This is a genomic window from Stenotrophomonas sp. MMGLT7, from assembly GCF_021168555.1.
Lineage (GTDB): Bacteria > Pseudomonadota > Gammaproteobacteria > Xanthomonadales > Xanthomonadaceae > MMGLT7.
The window spans coordinates 90,365-106,877 of the sequence record NZ_JAJOZS010000005.1 but is presented as its reverse complement, the minus strand read 5'-3'; the positions used below and the strand labels follow the sequence as shown (position 1 = coordinate 106,877).

The 16,513-nt window shown below is 71.2% G+C and carries 11 protein-coding genes and 2 riboswitches; of the genes, 6 read left to right on the top strand and 5 right to left on the bottom strand.

The genetic code is table 11. The annotated features are described in order from the left end of the window. The first annotated feature begins 43 nt into the window (after positions 1–43). From mnmE to LRX76_RS08635, 3 genes are all read left to right on the top strand, one after another. On the top strand, positions 44–1,387 hold the full coding sequence (gene mnmE / locus LRX76_RS08645) for a tRNA uridine-5-carboxymethylaminomethyl(34) synthesis GTPase MnmE (protein ID WP_231804122.1): 1,344 nt from the start codon (positions 44–46) through the stop codon (positions 1,385–1,387). Positions 1,388–1,590: 203 nt separating this feature from the next. Next, positions 1,591–2,445, top strand: coding sequence for a 3-mercaptopyruvate sulfurtransferase (gene sseA, locus LRX76_RS08640; RefSeq protein ID WP_231804120.1), 855 nt, complete (start codon positions 1,591–1,593; stop codon positions 2,443–2,445). Positions 2,446–2,738: 293 nt separating this feature from the next. Then, entirely contained in the window at positions 2,739–3,767 is a 1,029-nt protein-coding gene (locus LRX76_RS08635) for a cysteine synthase A (protein WP_231804118.1), read from the top strand. 116 nt (positions 3,768–3,883) lie between these two features. Here the strand turns inward: LRX76_RS08635 and LRX76_RS08630 are convergent, their stop codons facing one another. The 3 genes from LRX76_RS08630 to LRX76_RS08620 form a co-directional block, all read right to left on the bottom strand. After that, positions 3,884–6,463 (bottom strand): heavy metal translocating P-type ATPase, encoded by a 2,580-nt coding sequence (locus tag LRX76_RS08630; protein ID WP_231804116.1) that lies wholly within the window; start codon positions 6,461–6,463, stop codon positions 3,884–3,886. Positions 6,464–6,630: 167 nt separating this feature from the next. Continuing rightward, complete coding sequence (locus tag LRX76_RS08625; protein ID WP_231804114.1) at positions 6,631–7,512, bottom strand: fumarylacetoacetate hydrolase family protein; 882 nt, start codon at positions 7,510–7,512, stop codon at positions 6,631–6,633. Positions 7,513–7,755: 243 nt separating this feature from the next. Beyond that, a complete protein-coding gene (locus LRX76_RS08620; protein ID WP_331716766.1) occupies positions 7,756–8,673 on the bottom strand; it encodes a phosphatase PAP2 family protein in 918 nt (305 codons plus the stop codon). A gap of 117 nt (positions 8,674–8,790) precedes the next feature. Here LRX76_RS08620 and LRX76_RS08615 point away from each other — a divergent pair, with 117 nt between their 5' ends. Further along, a complete protein-coding gene (locus tag LRX76_RS08615; RefSeq protein ID WP_231804112.1) occupies positions 8,791–11,070 on the top strand; it encodes a TonB-dependent receptor in 2,280 nt (759 codons plus the stop codon). A 205-nt stretch (positions 11,071–11,275) separates the two neighbouring features. Next, positions 11,276–12,367 carry a glycerophosphodiester phosphodiesterase gene (locus LRX76_RS08610; protein ID WP_231804110.1) on the top strand — a complete coding sequence of 364 codons (1,092 nt, stop codon included), beginning with the start codon at positions 11,276–11,278 and terminating at the stop codon, positions 12,365–12,367. A 116-nt stretch (positions 12,368–12,483) separates the two neighbouring features. On the opposite strand, the gene LRX76_RS08605 is transcribed toward LRX76_RS08610, so the two are convergent. Together LRX76_RS08605 and LRX76_RS08600 are read right to left on the bottom strand one after the other, a co-directional pair. Beyond that, a complete protein-coding gene (locus tag LRX76_RS08605) occupies positions 12,484–13,287 on the bottom strand; it encodes a rhomboid family intramembrane serine protease (RefSeq protein WP_231804108.1) in 804 nt (267 codons plus the stop codon). A gap of 210 nt (positions 13,288–13,497) precedes the next feature. Next, positions 13,498–14,457: a TerC family protein gene (locus LRX76_RS08600; RefSeq protein ID WP_231804106.1), complete on the bottom strand. Its 960-nt coding sequence runs from the start codon at positions 14,455–14,457 to the stop codon at positions 13,498–13,500. Between the two features lie 272 nt (positions 14,458–14,729). Here LRX76_RS08600 and LRX76_RS08595 point away from each other — a divergent pair, with 272 nt between their 5' ends. Continuing rightward, positions 14,730–15,899 carry a class I SAM-dependent rRNA methyltransferase gene (locus LRX76_RS08595; protein WP_231804104.1) on the top strand — a complete coding sequence of 390 codons (1,170 nt, stop codon included), beginning with the start codon at positions 14,730–14,732 and terminating at the stop codon, positions 15,897–15,899. 346 nt (positions 15,900–16,245) lie between these two features. Beyond that, positions 16,246–16,330: riboswitch (glycine riboswitch) on the top strand. Between the two features lie 6 nt (positions 16,331–16,336). Next, a riboswitch (glycine riboswitch) is annotated at positions 16,337–16,419 on the top strand. The last annotated feature ends 94 nt before the right edge of the window (positions 16,420–16,513 follow it).

Here is a 16,513-nt window from a genome sequence, read left to right as displayed (position 1 = left end):
GCACGCGGTTTCCGCCAGCGCGGCGACGTGCTGCAATCTGCCGATGACCGAATCGTCCACCGACACCATCGTCGCCATCGCCACCGCCGCCGGAGCCGGCGGCGTGGGCATCGTGCGCCTGTCCGGGCCGCGTGCGCATGCCATCGCCAGCGCCATCGGCGGGCGCACGCTGCGTCCGCGCCACGCCCATTACCTGCGCTTTGCCGATGCGTGCGGACAGGCGATCGACGACGGCATCGCGCTATGGTTTCCCGCCCCGCACAGCTTCACCGGCGAGGACGTGGTGGAACTGCAGGCGCACGGCAGCCCGGTGGCGCTGCAACTGCTGGTGGCGCGCTGCCGTGAGCTGGGCGCGCGGCAGGCGCGGCCCGGCGAATTCAGCGAGCGTGCCTTCCTCAACGGCAAGCTCGACCTGGCCCAGGCCGAGGCGATCGCCGACCTGATCGCCGCCGGCGACATCCGTGCCGCCCGTGCCGCCCGTCGCTCGCTCGACGGCGTGTTCTCTCAGCGCGTGGAAGAAGTGGCCGATCGCATCACCGTGCTGCGCATCCACGTCGAGGCGGCGATCGACTTCGCCGACGAACCGCTCGACACCCTAGGTGGCGAACAGGTGCGTACCGGCCTGGCGCAGGTGCGCGAGGCGCTGGCGCAGCTGCTGCGCGAGGCCGAGCGCGGCCGCCGCCTGCGCGACGGGGTGCAGGCGGTGCTGGTGGGCCCGCCCAACGCCGGCAAGAGCTCGCTGCTCAACGCGCTGGCCGGCAGCGAGCGCGCCATCGTCACCGACGTCGCCGGCACCACCCGCGACACCCTGCGCGAGACCGTGCGCAGCGACGGTGTGGAACTGGAACTGGTCGACACCGCCGGCCTGCGCGAAGGCGGCGACGCCATCGAGCGCGAGGGCATGCGCCGCGCCCGCGCCGAACTGCAGCGCGCCGACCTGGCGCTGGTGGTGCTGGACGCGCGCGACCCGGCCGCCGGCCTGGCCGCACTGGACGATGCGCTCGCGCAGGTGCCGCACCGGCTGCTGATCCACAACAAATGCGATCTGCTGCCGCAGTGGCCGGCGGCGGACGACGCGGCGATCCACGTCTCGGCGGTGACCGGGCAGGGCCTGGAGCAGCTACGCCGGCAACTGCGCGCGGTGGTCGAAGGCGATGCGGGCGAGGGCAGCGAGGGCGAGTTCAGCGCACGCGCGCGCCACGTCGAGGCGTTGCTGCAGGCAGGCGAACACCTAGAAGCCGCCGCCGCTGAACTGGACCACGAACGCCTGGAACTGGCTGCCGAGGAACTGCGTCTGGCGCACGAGGCGCTGGGTGGGATCACCGGGCGGATCAGTGCCGATGACTTGCTGGGGAAGATCTTTTCGAGCTTCTGCATCGGGAAGTGAGCCTCTCTGGCTCCGGCCCGGTCGCCGCCTACTTCCTACCCAAGATGGCCGCTCGAACGATTCGGATGGTTTCCGCACGACCGGCATAAGCATATGCCGAGCGGTTTCCAGCGCTTCCCCCCGGTGTGCTCCGGTCCGCTTCCCCTGCGGACGCGGAAGTGCCACGCTGGCGGATCATCTACATCCAACGGTGCAGGAGCGGCATGAGCGCTTTCGGACCCCTCGTCGACGCGGCCTGGCTGGCCGCCCATCTGCACGATCCCGACCTGATCGTGCTCGATGCCAGCGACTACCTGCCGGCCGAGGGCAAGGATGGGGCGGCGCTGTATCGGCAGGCGCACGTGCCGGGCGCGCGCTTCTTCGACATCGAGCTGTTCTCCGATCCGGATACCACGCTGCCGCACATTGCGCCGACGCAGGGCCGCTTCGCGCGGCTGGCCGCGGAACTGGGCCTGCGCAACGATGCGCGCATCGTGGTCTACGACCAGAAGGGGCTGTTCTCGGCGGCGCGGGCGTGGTGGCTGCTGCGCCTGTTCGGCCACGACGCGGTGGCGGTGCTCGATGGCGGGCTGCCGGCCTGGACTGCGGCAGGGCAGGCGGTGGAGGCGGGCGAGCCGGTCGTCGAGCCGGCCGCGGCGTTCCACGTGGATTCCCGTGCGCAGCTGCTGCGCGGGCTGGGCGACGTGCGCGCGAATCTCGCCAGCGGCGCCGAGTTGGTACTCGATGCGCGCGCGGCCGGCCGCTTCGGCGGCCAGGCGCCGGAGCCGCGTCCGGGCCTGCCTTCCGGGCATATCCCGGGCAGCGCCAACCTGCCGTTCGGCGAGCTGTTGCAGGCCGACGGCCGCTTCCTGCCGGTGGACGCGCTGCGTGCGCGCTTCGCCGCCGCCGGCGTGGATGGCAGCCGGCCGGTGGTGGCCAGCTGCGGCAGTGGCCTGACCGCGGCGATCCTGCTGCTGGGCCTGGCCGTGGCCGGCCTGCCCGAGGGGGCGCTGTACGACGGTTCGTGGACCGAGTGGGGCGCACGTGCCGATACGCCCAAGGCTATTGGTAGCGGTTGAGATGCACCCGCCGTTGCCGAAGGGCGGGGATGCGCGGGCGCGACGCGGGATTGGCCGGCGGGCCTTCGCGTGGGTCGCCACCGACTGCGGCCTGCTCCGAAGAAAGCCGCTCGCACCAGGGGCGATGCCATAGGCCGACACCGAACAGAGAGCAGTCGCGTCCGGCAACTCTATACCTGGCCAGGCGCAGCGCATCCGCGCCAGATGCTTCCCGCCAACCCTGCCGACGCATCCTCCCACGCGAACACGCGCGTTTCCCTTCCCATCACCCCACTGCCCGACACCACGATCCGATGAACGCATCCCCCGATGTCTCCGGCCTGATCGGCCGCACCCCGCTGGTCCGCCTGCGCCGCGCCAGCGAACGCACTGGTTGCGAGATCCTGGGCAAGGCCGAGTTCCTCAGTCCCGGCGGCTCGATCAAGGACCGCACGGCGCTGGGGCTGATCCTGGATGCCGAGGCGCGCGGCCTGCTGCGCCCGGGCGCGACGATCGTGGAGGGCACCGCCGGCAACACCGGCATCGGCCTGGCGCTGGTCGGCGCCAGCCGCGGCTACCGCGCCATCATCGCCATGCCCGAAACGCAGAGCCGGGAGAAGATCGACGCCGTGCGCGCGGCCGGGGCGCAGTTGCGGCTGGTGCCGGCGGTGCCCTATGCCGACCCGGGCCACTACGCGCATGTCGCCCGGCGCCTGGCCGAGGCGATGAACGCACAGGCGCCGGGCAGCGCCTGGTTCGCCGACCAGTTCGACAACACCGCCAACGGCGACTGGCACGAGCGCACCACCGGGGTGGAGATCTGGGAGCAGAGCGGTGGCGCGGTGGACGGCTTCGTCTGCGCCACCGGCACCGGGGGCACGCTGGCCGGGGTGGGGCGGGCGCTGAAGGCGCGCAGGCCGGGCGTGGTGATCGCGCTGTCCGACCCGGCCGGCTCGGCGCTGGCCAGCTACGTCAACACTGGGGTGCTGAAGGCCGAGGGCGGCTCGATCAGCGAGGGCATCGGTTCGAGCCGGGTGACGGCCAACTTCGCAGGTGCGCCGATCGACCGCGCATGGTCGATCGGCGACGAGGAGTCGGTGCCGCTGATCCACGAGCTGGTCGAGCACGAGGGCCTGAGCGTGGGCGGATCGAGCGGGGTGAACCTGGCCGGGGCGATCCGGCTGGCGCGTGAACTGGGCCCGGGCCACACCATCGTGACGGTGCTGGCCGATGCCGGCACGCGCTACCGCGCCAAGCTGTTCGATGCGGCCTTCCTGGCTGGGCGTGGCCTGCCGGTGCCGGTGTGGCTGCAGGGCGGTGAGGGTAGGGAAGGCGCTCGCTAGCGCACAAAGCAAAGGCACCCCTCCCCAACCCTCCCCTGCTTCGCAAGGGAGGGGGTAAAAGCAGATCCCCTCGCGGCTCACGCTCCTCCCACGGCGGCCATGGTCTCCGGCTGTCGTCAGACCAGCCGCGTGCGCCGCAGCCTGAGCGCATTGCCCACCACCGAGGCCGAGCTCAGGCTCATCGCCAGCGCGGCGAACATCGGCGACAGCAGGTGGCCGGTCAGCGGGTACAGCAGGCCGGCCGCCAGCGGGATGCCGAGCGCGTTGTAGACCAGGGCGAAGCCGAGGTTCTGCCGCATGTTGCGCACGGTGGCGCGCGACAGGGCGCGGGCAGTGGCGATGCCGCGCAGGTCGCCCTTGACCAGGGTGACCTGGGCGCTGTTCATCGCCACGTCGGTGCCGGTGCCCATGGCGATGCCGATGTCGGCGCGAGCCAGCGCCGGTGCATCGTTGATGCCGTCGCCGGCCATCGCCACGACGCGGCCCTCGCGTTGCAGCTTCTCCACCAGCGCCAGCTTGTCGGCGGGAGTGACCTCGCCATGGACCTCGTCGATGCCGAGCCTGGCCGCCACCGAGCGCGCGGTGGCGATGCCGTCGCCGCTGGCCATGACGATGCGCACGCCTTCGCCGTGCAGCGCGGCGATCGCGTCGGCGGTGCTCGGCTTGATCGGGTCGGAGACCGCCAGCAGCCCGGCCAGCGTCCCGTCCACCGCCAGGAACATGGTGCTGGCACCTTCGCCGCGCAGCTGCTCGGCGGCCGGCGCGGTGCCGGCGTCGATGGCGACCTGCAGGCGCTGCATCAGCGCGGCGTTGCCCAGCGCCAGCGCGTGGCCGTCGACGTGGCCGCTCACGCCGATGCCGGATGCCGACTCGAAATCCTGCGCCGGCGACAGTGCCAGCTTGCGCTCGCGCGCCTGGCGCACGATGGCCTGCGCCAGCGGATGCTCGCTGGCCTGGTCCAGGCTGGCGGCCAACCGCAGCACCTCGTCGGGGTCGAAGCCGTTGGCCGGCAGCACGCGTTCGAATGCCGGCCGGCCCTCGGTCAGGGTGCCGGTCTTGTCGACGATGACCGTATCGACGCGGCGCAGGTTCTCGATCGCCGCGGCATCGCGGAACAGCACGCCCAGCGAGGCGCCGCGGCCGCTGGCGACCATGATCGACATCGGCGTGGCCAGCCCCAGCGCGCACGGGCAGGCGATGATCAGTACCGATACCGCGTTGAGCAGGCCGTAGATCCAGCGCGGCTGCGGGCCGAACAGGCCCCAGCCGAGCAGCGTCAGCACCGCGATGGCGACCACCGCCAGCACGAACCAGCGCGCCACGCCGTCGGCCAGTCGCTGCATCGGCGCGCGCGAGCGCTGTGCCTGCGCCACCATCTGCACGATCTGCGCCAGCACGGTGTCGTTGCCGACGCGCTCGGCGCGCATCACCAGCGCGCCGGAGGTGTTGAGGGTGGCGCCGATCACGTGGTCGCCCGGGTGCTTGCGCAGCGGCAGCGGCTCGCCGGTGAGCATGGATTCGTCCACCGCGCTGCCGCCTTCGAGCACCACCCCGTCCACCGGCACCTTCTCGCCCGGGCGCACCCGCAGGTGGTCGCCGATGGCGACGTGTTCGAGCGGCACGTCGTGCTCGCTGCCGTCGGCATCGATGCGGCGCGCGCTGCGCGGGGCCAGTCCCAGCAGCGCGCGGATCGCCGCAGAGGTCTGCGCGCGCGCCCGCAGCTCCAGCAGCTGCCCGAGCAGGGTCAGCGAGATGATGACCGCGGCCGCCTCGAAGTAGACGTTGACCCGTCCCATCGACGAGAACGTGGCCGGGAACACGCCGGGGGCCACGGTCGCCACCACGCTGTAGACGAACGCCGCGCCGGTGCCCAGCGCGATCAGCGTCCACATGTTGGGGCTGCGGTTGCGCACGGACTGCCAGCCACGTGCGAAGAACGGCGCGCCCGCCCACAGCACCACCGGCAGCGAAAGCGCCAGTTCCACCCAGCTCTGCGTGCGCATGTCGAACAGGTGCAGGGCGTGGCCGAACATCGCCAGCAGCATGGTTGCCGCCGACAGCGGCAGGGTCCACCAGAAGCGCCGCGAGAAGTCGCGCAGTTCCGGGTTCTCCTCCTCGTCCGGCGACGGCAGCACCGGCTCCAGCGCCATGCCGCAGATCGGGCAGTGGCCGGGATGGTCCTGGTGGATCTGCGGGTGCATCGGGCAGGTGTAGATCGTGCCCGGCGGCGGGGGCGCGGCGGCTGGCCGGGACGGCGGCTGTGCGGGGTGGGCGGCGTGTGCGTGATCGTGGCTCGCCGTGGCCGCGGCAGGGTCCGACGCGTGCGCCTGCGCAGCGGCGACCGGCTCCAGCGCCATGTCGCAGATCGGGCAGTGGCCGGGGCGGTCCTGGCGCACCTGCGGATGCATGGGGCAGGTGTAGAGCATCGTGGCGGCCCGCGGCGGAACGCCGGTGGATGTTGCGGTATCCGCCGCCGCCGCGTGGTCTTCCTGGCTGGCGGCGTAGCGCTGCGGGTCGGCATCGAACTTCGTCTTGCAATGCGCGCTGCAGAAGCGGAAATCGCGACCCTGGTAATGGCTGTGGTGCGGCGGCTGCGCGTCGACCGTCATGCCGCAGACCGGATCCGTCGTGGACTGGGACGCCACGTCCGGCCGGTTCTCGCGATGCGTGTCCGAGTGCCCGTGTCGATGGTTCATTGCCGATTCCGCACTGAGCGGCGGTTGTAGCCGCGCTGCCGCGGAGCATAGGCCAACGCCGATCGCGGCGGCATGAGGGACACCTGGAATGTGCGCGCCTGCCCGCGTAGAGCCGAGCTTGCTCGGCTGGGCGTTACTGGGAAGGCTCCAGCCGAGCGAGCTCGGCTCTACGCGCCTATCGGGTTCTGCAGCGTGCCGATGCCGTCGATGGCGATGCGCACGCGCTGGCCGGCCTGCAGGAAGCGCGGCGGTTCGAAGCCGATGCCGACGCCGGCCGGGGTGCCGGTGAGGATCAGGTCGCCCGGCTGCAGGGCGATGCCCGCCGAGAGCGTGGCGATCAGCGTGGGGATGTCGAAGATCAGATCGCCGGTGCAGGCGTCCTGGCGCAGTTCGTCGTCGACCCAGCAGCGGATGCGCGCGCGCGCCGGATCGAAGGCGTCGGCGCTGACCAGCCACGGCCCCAGCGGGCAGAAGCCGTCCAGCGACTTGCCCAGGAACCATTGCCGGTGGCGCGCCTGCAGGTCGCGCGCGGTGACGTCGTTGGCGATGGTGTAGCCCCAGACGTGTTCCATCGCGCGCTCGCGGGCGATGCCGCGGCCGCCGCGGCCGATGACCACGGCCAGCTCGGCCTCGTAGTCCAGGGCAGCGGTGGTCCCGGCATGGCGCGGGATCGGCTCGCTGTCGCCGATCACCGTCTGCGGCGTCTTGGTGAAGATCACCGGTGCCTCGGGTGCGTCCTCGCCGGCTGCGGCCGTGCGGTCGAAACCGGAGCGGGCGAATTCGGCGGCATGCGCGCGATAGTTCTTGCCGACGCAGAACAGGTTGCGCGGCGGTCGCAGCGGTGCCAGGCAGCGCGCCTCGTCCAGCGGCCGCCCGTGGCCGGAGGGGGCAAGTCGGGGCGCAATCCGCTCCCAGTCGCGGATCAGTGCGAGGATGTCGCCGTCGAAGCCGGGCAGCAGTTCCGCGACCGGCCAGCAGCGCCGCTCGCGCTCGTCCACCACCGCCGCGCAGTGCTGGCCGTCGGTGAGGTGCAGCATGGCGATCTTCAAGCGATGGCCTCCGGTCTGCGAAACGGACGGCTAAGGGTAAACCCGGACAGGCCTGCGTGGCTGCGGGCGTCGCCTTGGCGATGCGGCGACCTGGTCAGGCGGTTCGGTTCGAGGATCGGACACCGTGGCACGGCATCGCCGCGAACGGTACGAGATCGCCGCCGGATGCATGCGCTGCCCGCCATCGTGATGGCCGGGCGGGGAAGGGGGCGCCGCTTCGCGTGGCGCGGATCGGGCCGCGCCCTAGAGCGCCGTCGGCAATGGCGCGGCCAGCGCCGATGCTTCCGCCGTGCAGTCGCGCGCCGGAACCGCACCGGCCCGGCGCGCGTCCTCGATCTCCTTGCGTGCCGCCTGCAGGTCGGCACGGAATTCGGCGTTGCCGTGCAGCGCGGCCACCGCCGCCGCGCCCATCACGCGACCCTGCACCACGTCGCTCTGCCAGTGCACGTTGCACACCAGCCGGCTGTCGCCGAACCGGCGCCCGCGCAGCAGCAGCGCCGCGCTGTGTTCGGGCGCGGCCTCGGCCAGCACCAGGCCCCACGCCCAGCCGATGGCCGTGTGCCCGGAGGGATAGGCGCCATTGCCGCGCAGGCTGGCCTCGTCCTCGGGCGTGCACACGGGGGCCTGGTTGGACACGAACGGGCGCGGCCGCTGGTAGCGCGCCTTGGCGGCGCTGGTGGCGCTGCTGGCATCGAGCAGCGTGCGGCCGAGCAGGCGCATCAGGTGCGGCGTGCGCTGCTGCGAGACCTCGATGCCCAGCGCGCAGGAGAACTGGTTGGCCGCGGCGGGAAATGCGAGCGCGGCATCGCTGCGCGCCTGCTGCCAGCGCGGCGAATCCCGCAGCGCGAGCATTCGCGAGGCGACGGCGCTGTCCAGCGCCATGGCGGGCGACCCCTCCGCGGGCGGCGGCGGTACCAGCGCCAGGCTGTCGGGCAGTGCGGCCGGATCGAGATAGCCGCGCGCATCCAGCGCGATGACCGAGCCCGGTGCCGCCGGCGCAGCAGCGGCGGCGGCCGCGCGCGCGCCGCCATCGCTGCTGCAGGACGACAGCAGCACGCACAGCAACAGGCCGGACGATGCGGCGACGTAACGGGAACGGGACGAGGCCACCACCTGCTTCACCACCGGCTTGGAAGGACGGCGCGAGCCTAGCGCCGCCATGTGACGCTTTCGCGGCAGTCGCGTGGCATGTCGGAAAGCGTCACCGCAGTGACGCGAAAGTGAAAGATCGCGGTCGCACCCTTGCACGCTGATATTCGCCTCCCGGTGCTCACCCCCATGCACAATCGCCGTGTCCTCGCGTCCGCCATTCTCGCCGCCCTGCTGGTTCCGTTCGGCGCTCTCGCCGACGAGGCGCCTGCCGATGGCGGTGCCGATACGTCCGTGCAGCAGCTCGACGCGGTCTCGGTGATCGGCCAGGGCCAGACCCGCCAGGTGCAGCGCATCGGCGTGCAGGACCAGCAGGTGCTGCCGGCGGGCACCAGCCCGCAGAAGCTGCTCGGGCGCATCCCCGGGGTGAACGTGCAGTCCAACGACGCCTACGGCGCCAACGAGGAGTCGCAGTCGATCAGCCTGCGCGGCTACGGCACCACCCAGCTCGGCTACACCCTCGACGGCCTGCCGCTGGGCAACAACGCCTACGGCAACTTCAACGGCCTCAACATCAGCCGCGCGCTGATCTCCGAGAACTTCGGCGGCGCCGAGCTGGCGGTGGGCATCGGCAACGTCGGCACCGCCTCGACCAGCAACCTCGGCGGCACGGTGCAGTACTTCAGCGACGACCCGTCCACCGAGTTCGGCGGCCGCGCCAGCCAGACCTTCGGCAGCGACAGTAACCGCCGCAGCTACCTGCGCATCGACACCGGCGAGCACGACGGCTTCTCGGCCTATGTCTCCGGCATCAACGCCGAGGCCGACATGTGGGCCAGCCCGTACTCGCGCACCAGCACGCGCCAGTTCAACGGCAAGGCGGTGTGGCAGAACGATGCGGTCAAGCTGACCGCCTTCGCCGACACCTCGCGCACCTCGCAGGCCGACTACGCCATGCTCTCCAAGAGCGGCATGGCGCGCGGGCTGGGCTGGGACTGGAACCTGTACGCGCCGGACTGGGAACGCGCGCTGGCCGCGGCCTACTGCGCCAGCGCCACCTACGACGCCGGCAAGTGCGGCTACAGCGGCGGCGTGGACAACGTCGACGACGCCTACTACCAGAGCCGCGCGCTGCGCAAGGACGACCTGTACTACCTGTCCGGCGACTTCCGCTTCAGCGACACGCTGAGCGCGCGCGCTCAGGTCTACCACCACAAGAACGAGGGCCAGGGCCACTGGTGGGCGCCGGGGCAGAAGTCCAACCCGGGCACGCCGCAGGAACTGCCGATTTCGATCCGCTCCACCAACTACTACATCGACCGCACCGGCGCGCTGGCCTCGCTGAGCTGGGAGCTGGGCATGCACCGGCTGGAGGCCGGCGTGTGGTACGAGCACAACGACCACGACATCGAGCGCAACTTCTACTGGATCGACGGCCCGGTCAGCGACGACAAGTACCTGCGCAATCCCGACCGCCGCCTGTTCCGCCAGGACTACACCATCATCACCAAGCAGCTGTACCTGCAGGACAGCTTCAGGCTGCTGGACGACCGGCTGGCGGTGGACATCGGCGTCAAGAGCCCGCACAACTCGGTGCGCGCGGTATCGGCGCAGGACGTGGAGAGCCCGTACGCCAGCGGCCGCATCAATGCCAGCAAGGGCCTGCTGCCGCAGCTCGGCCTGGGCTGGCAGCTGGGCGGCGGCCACGAGCTGTTCGCCTCCTACGCGCAGAACCTGTCCGCCTTCACCACCGGCCCGCTGTCGGTGAGCCAGGCCTCTTTCGACGACAGCCGCGGCAACCTCAAGCCGGAGGAATCGACCACCTTCGAGGGCGGCTGGCGCTACGGCGGCGACAGCGTGCAGGCCTCGGCGGCGCTGTACCACACGATCTTCGACAACCGCCTGCTCTCGCTCAATCCCTGCGCCAGCATCCTGGTCGGCACGCCCGGCTGCATCACCCGCTACTACAACGTCGGCTCGGTGAAGAGCCAGGGCGCCGAGCTGACCTTCATCTGGAAGCCCACCGGCACCATCGAGTGGTACAACTCGGCCTCGTGGAACAAGAGCACCTACGAGGACGACTACCAGCAGGCCGGCGCCACCGTGCCGATCGCCGGCAAGCGCGTGGTCGGCATCCCCGACGTGATGCTGTCCAGCGAGCTGAGCTGGCGCTGGAACGGCTGGAACGCCAGCCTGCGCGGCAAGTACACCGGCCAGCGCTACTACACCTACACCAACGACCAGGGCTTCGGCGGCTACACCACGTTCGATGCCGGCGCCGGCTACGACTTCGGCCAGGTCGGCTTCCTGCGCGCGCTGCGGGTCTCGCTCAACGTCGCCAACCTCACCGACAAGCGCTATGCCGCCGACCTGGGCGGCTATACCAACAGCGACCCGAACGGGCGCCAGCTGTCGTTCCATGCCAGTGCGCCGCGGCAGGCGTTCCTGACCCTGGACGCGGCGTTCTGAGCGCCGTGCACGTGCGCGCATGCCCGGCCGCCGCCGCCGTTCCCGGGCCGGGAGCGGCGCCGCCGCGGAGGCGGGAGGCGATGCCCGCGCGTACGCTGCGCGGGCCGTTGCCGCCGCTGTCCGTCCCCGCCGCACACACGGCGGCGTGCACCGCCCGCGCGGGCCGGCGCGCGCATCCCGTTCCGATATCCTTGAGATCTTCCCGATGAACCGAGCGCTGCTGTTGCTGAGCTGCATCCTGCTGTCCACGCCCGCGCTTGCGGATGCGCCCATCGCCGGGAAGGTGCTGGTCTACGCCCATCGCGGTGCCAGCGCGCTGCGGCCCGAGCACACCCTGGCGGCCTACACCCAGGCCATCGCCGACGGCGCCGACTTCATCGAGCCGGACCTGGTGTCGACCCGGGACGGCGCGCTGGTGGCGCGCCACGAGAACGAGATCGGCGGCACCACCGATGTCGCCGAGCACCCGGAGTTCGCCGCGCGCAAGACCGTCAAGACCATCGACGGCGAGCGCATCGAGGGCTGGTTCACCGAGGACTTCACCCTGGCCGAGCTGAAGACGCTGCGCGCGCGCGAGCGCCTGCCGCAGCTGCGCAGCACGGAGTGGGACGGGCGCTTCCAGATCGTCACGCTGGACGAGATCATCGACTTCCTCGCCGCGCAGGCGGCCACCGCCGGCCGCAGCATCGGCCTGATCCCCGAGATCAAGCATCCCAGCTACTTCCGCTCGATCGGCCTGGCGATGGAGGACAAGGTGCTGGCGACGCTGCAGGCGCACGCCTACACCCGCAGCGCGCCGGTGACGATCCAGTCGTTCGAGAGCGGCAACCTGCGCGAGCTGCGCAACAAGATCGGGCGCGATTCCAACATCCGCCTGCTGCAGCTGCTGGCGCCGGCGCGCTATCCGCTGCCCGATCGCGACGGCCCGGCCGCCGGCCGCCGCTATGCCGACCTGATGACCGCCGAGGGCCTGCGCGAGGTCGCCGGCTATGCCGACGCCATCGGCCCGGAACTGCGCCTGGTGATCCCGCTGGATGCGGACAAGCGGCTGCAGGCGCCGACCGCGCTGGTGCGCGACGCGCACGCGGCCGGGCTGCAGGTGCAGCCGTACACGTTCCGTCCCGAGAACTACTTCATCGCCGCCGACCTCAACCAGGGCGGCGACCCGGCCGCGCGCAACGAGGCCGCATCGGTGGCCGAGATCCGGCGCTACCTCGACGCCGGGATCGATGCCTTCTTCACCGACGATCCGGCGCTGGGCCGGCGCGCGGTGGACCGGACCGACACGCCGCGCTGAGCGCTCCGGCGCAACCTGGATCGCCCCGTAGGAGCGACTTCAGTCGCGATGGGGCCTTACCGGTGAAGCCCGTTCGCGACTGAAGTCGCTCCTACGGGATCTACGGGGCCTGCGGTCTAGGGGGAAGCATCCGAGGAGGGCGGCGTGCGCTCGCGCGGCGGGAAGCGCAGCACCACGCCGCGCGCGTCGTCGGCCGGGCGCTGCCACAGCACCGGTACCTGGGCCGGCGAGGGCGGTTCCAGTCCGTCGCGCAGGTCCGCGCCGGCGTCCGCGTCGGCATCCTCCTCGTCTTCCCAACTGTAGCGCTTGCGCGGCGGCTGCGGATCGCGCCGGTAGAACAGCAGCGCGGCGACGATGCCGGCCACCGCGCCGCCCATGTGCGACTGCCAGGAGATGCCGGGCTCGTGCGGCAGCACGGTCAGCAGCATGCCGCCGTAGAACAGGAAGCCGATCATGCCGGCGGCGATGGCGGCGCGGTCGCGGCGCAGCAGGCCGAGCACGAACACCAGGAACATCAGCCCGTGGGTGATGCCGCTGGCGCCCAGGTGGCGGCTGCCGAGGTCGCCCAGCAGCCACGCGCCCAGGCCCGAGCCCAGCCACAGCAGCGGCAGCGCGGCCAGCGTGGCGCGCGGGTAGACGCTGCCGGCCAGCGTGCCCAGGATCAGCAGCGCCGAGGCGTTGGCGGCGAGGTGGGAGAGCGAACCGTGCAGCAGCGGCGCGCCCAGCAGGCCCCACAGGCCATGCGCCTCGAGCGGCGCCACCGCCAGCGGCCGCCAGTCGAAATGGCCCTGCGCGGCGAACACCGCCACCAGCAGCAGCACGCAGCCCAGGCTCAGGTTGAAGGCGCGCAGCAACCGGCCGCGGTCGTGGCGGCGCTGGGCCTGCGGATCGGGCGGGGTGGGCGTGTGGGCGATGTCCATGGCTGTGGAATGGCGGTTGCTCGCCGGTTTGCAAGACGGCGCCGACGGGACATTGGACAGCGCCGGCGGGACAATCGCGGATTCGGGATTCGGGATTCGGGATTCGGGATTCGGGATTCGGGATTCGCAGGAGCCCGGCCGCTGCCCCTTCCCAATCCCGAATCCCTACTCCCGAATCCCGCCTGGCCGCGGCGCGCCCAGGTGCCGCGCCTAGGCGCCGTGGCCGCCCTTGGCCGGGCGCAGCACGCTCAGGATCATGGTCGCGGCCAGGATCAGCACCACCGCGCCCAGCGACACCAGCACCGGGATCTTGTACAGGTCCACGATCATCATCTTGGTGCCGATGAACACCAGGATCACCGCCAGCCCGTAGGGCAGCAGGTGGAAGCGGTCGGCGGCGCCTGCCAGCAGGAAGAACATCGCGCGCAGGCCCAGCACCGCGAACACGTTCGAGGTCAGCACGATGAACGGGTCCATGGTGATGGCGAAGATCGCCGGGATGCTGTCCACCGCGAAGATCACGTCGGTCACCGCGATCAGGATCAGCACCGCGAACATCGGCGTGAACCAGCGCTTGCCCTCCTTCTCCACCACCAGCTGGTTGCCGTGGTACTGCGGGGTCAGCCGCAGGTGCTTGCGCATGAAACGCAGCGCCGGGTTGGATTCCAGGTCAGGCTCGTCGCCGGCGGAGAACCACATCTTGATGCCGGTGAACAGCAGGAACGCGCCGAACACGTACAGCAGCCAGTGGAACTGGTTCAGCAGCGCCGCGCCGGCGAAGATCATCACCGCGCGCAAGGCGATGGCGCCGAGCACGCCGATCACCAGCACGCGCTGGCGCAGGTGCTCGGGGACCGAGAAATAGCCCATGATCAGCAGGAACACGAAGATGTTGTCCACCGCCAGCGACTTCTCCACCAGGTAGCCGGTGAGGAATTCCAGGCCGATGCGGTTGGCCTCCGCCTCGCCGGCGGTCTGCTGCAGGTACCACCACAGCCCGGCATTGAAGCTCAGTGCCAGCAGCACCCAGCCGATGGACCACCACAGCGCTTCCTTGAAGGTGACCTTGTGCGGGCCGCCGTGGCGCATCAGCACCAGGTCGGCCAGCAGCGCCGCGATCACCACGATCGCGAAGCCGCTCCACAGCCATACATTGCCTATCGTTTGCATCGGATTTCCCGTTGGAGTGAGTGAACGAGCCAGTGGCCGCGAAGGCTGGCTGCTGCACGGAAGTCCTGCGGGATTCCGGAAACAGGGGGGCCTTCGCCGTCGCGGCGAAGGTCTCGCTCACAGCCGGCGCACCGGCTGCCGTTGCACCGGGGCCCTGCATTGATCGCATGCGGCCCGTAATGACGGCGACAACGTCGGGAGCTACTCCCCTTCTGCCGGGCATTCTGCGGGTGCGCGGCGAACGCGTCAAACGCGGGCGATACAATGGGCGGATGAATACTCCCGTCCCCGTGGTCCGTCTCAAGAACGCCTGGCGCTCCAGCCACCCCTGGATCTTCCAGAAACTGGTGGAAAAGCCCGCCGCCAAGCCCAGGCCGGGCAGCATCGTGGACGTGGTCGGCGTCGATGGCGAGTGGATCGGGCGCGGCTTCTACAACGGCCACTCGCGCATCGCCGTGCGCATCCTGGAGACGCGCCAGGAGGTGGCGGTGGACGAGCGCTGGTTCGCGCGCCGGATCGCCGAGGCGGTGGCGCTGCGGCGCGAGGTGCTCGGGCTGGACGCCGTCTCCGACGCCTGGCGCGTGGTGCACAGCGAGGGCGACGGCCTGTCCGGGCTGGTGGTGGACCGCTATGGCGACCTGCTGGTGGTGGAGTTCTTCGCCGCCGGCATGTTCCGCCACCGCGAGTGGATCTACGACGCCCTGCGCGCGCAGTTTCCCGGCTGCCGCTTCCACAGCTTCGCCGAGGAGCACGTGCAGAAGCAGGAGTCGTTCGACTTCCGCGACAGCACCGGCACCGAGCCGGCGATCATCAGCGAGTACGGGGTGAAGTTCCGTGCCGACCCGGCCGGCGCGCACAAGACCGGCTTCTTCGCCGACCAGCGCGAGAACCGGCAGTGGCTGAGCCAGCACGTGGCCGGCAAGCGCGTGCTCGACCTGTGCTGCAACACCGGCGGCTTCGGCGTCTACGCCAAGGTGCGCGGCGCCGAGGAAGTGGTCGGTGTGGACATCGACGAGGACGTGATCGCCATCGCCAAGGGCAACGCGCGGCTCAACGACGTCAAGCTCAGGTTCGTGCAGGCCGACATCTTCCCGTACCTGCGCGACGCCGCCGCGCGCGGCGAGCAGTACGACGTGGTGGTGCTGGACCCGGCCAAGCTGACCCGCGACCGCGACCAGGTCATCACCGCGCTGAAGAAGTACCTGGACATGAACAAGCTGGCGCTGGGCGTGGTCAAGCCCGGCGGGCTGCTGGCCACGTTCTCCTGCACCGGACTGGTGGCCGAGCAGGAGTTCCTGGACATGCTGCGGCGCGCGTCGTTCTTCTCCGGGCGCACGATCCAGATCCTCAAGGTCGCCGGCGCCGGGCCCGACCATCCGTTCATGGCCAACGCACAGGAATCGCGCTACCTCAAGGCGGTGTTCTGCCGCGTGCTGGACTGAGACCGGGCATGGATCGCCGCCTGCCGCGGAAGTAGCCGGGCGCCGGCGGCGCCTGCGCTGCGGCGGCGCCGATCCCTGCATCGCCCGGCCGACGATGTCCGTAGCCCGGGTCATCTGACATCCCGGTACGCTGCGCTTGCCCGGGCTGCTCGGGTGCCAGCCCCGTTCCGAGGTTTCGACGACGATCCTGCATCCGCAGCCGATGCGGACACGCTCGCCGCGGGCGCCCTGCGCGCGCGCCTACCCGCGGTCGCCGGACCTACCCTTCGCCCGCGTTGACCCTGCCGAAAGCCGCGTGGCCTACTGGATCGGAAGCGTCGTCGCGGCCGTACGGGCCGCGATGCGCCACGGCCGCACGGGAGAGACCAGCCACGCGCTGGCGCCGAAGGAGCAACCGCCCCGGAAACTCTCAGGCAGAAGGACCGCGCGGCCGGCGTGACACGTAATCTGGAGAGCGCAGCGGCATCGCCGCGGCCGCCGAAGGGGTAGTGCCCTCAGGCAAACGGACAGATGGGGCATCCCTGCCAATGTCGCGAGGTCGGGCGCATGCCTTCCGGAATATCCCCTAGGACCCCCGGGTCCGCGTTACCTGGTCCATGCCCGTCGGCCGGGCC

Bases quoted from the DNA above. Each gene is read 5' to 3' on its own strand.
- mnmE (WP_231804122.1), top strand. From the start codon at position 44: ATGACCGAATCGTCCACCGACACCATCGTCGCCATCGCCACCGCCGCC.
- sseA (WP_231804120.1), top strand. From the start codon at position 1,591: ATGAGCGCTTTCGGACCCCTCGTCGACGCGGCCTGGCTGGCCGCCCAT.
- LRX76_RS08635 (WP_231804118.1), top strand. From the start codon at position 2,739: ATGAACGCATCCCCCGATGTCTCCGGCCTGATCGGCCGCACCCCGCTG.
- LRX76_RS08630 (WP_231804116.1), bottom strand. From the start codon at position 6,463: ATGAACCATCGACACGGGCACTCGGACACGCATCGCGAGAACCGGCCG.
- LRX76_RS08620 (WP_331716766.1), bottom strand. From the start codon at position 8,673: ATGGCGGCGCTAGGCTCGCGCCGTCCTTCCAAGCCGGTGGTGAAGCAG.
- LRX76_RS08615 (WP_231804112.1), top strand. From the start codon at position 8,791: ATGCACAATCGCCGTGTCCTCGCGTCCGCCATTCTCGCCGCCCTGCTG.
- LRX76_RS08610 (WP_231804110.1), top strand. From the start codon at position 11,276: ATGAACCGAGCGCTGCTGTTGCTGAGCTGCATCCTGCTGTCCACGCCC.
- LRX76_RS08605 (WP_231804108.1), bottom strand. From the start codon at position 13,287: ATGGACATCGCCCACACGCCCACCCCGCCCGATCCGCAGGCCCAGCGC.
- LRX76_RS08600 (WP_231804106.1), bottom strand. From the start codon at position 14,457: ATGCAAACGATAGGCAATGTATGGCTGTGGAGCGGCTTCGCGATCGTG.
- LRX76_RS08595 (WP_231804104.1), top strand. From the start codon at position 14,730: ATGAATACTCCCGTCCCCGTGGTCCGTCTCAAGAACGCCTGGCGCTCC.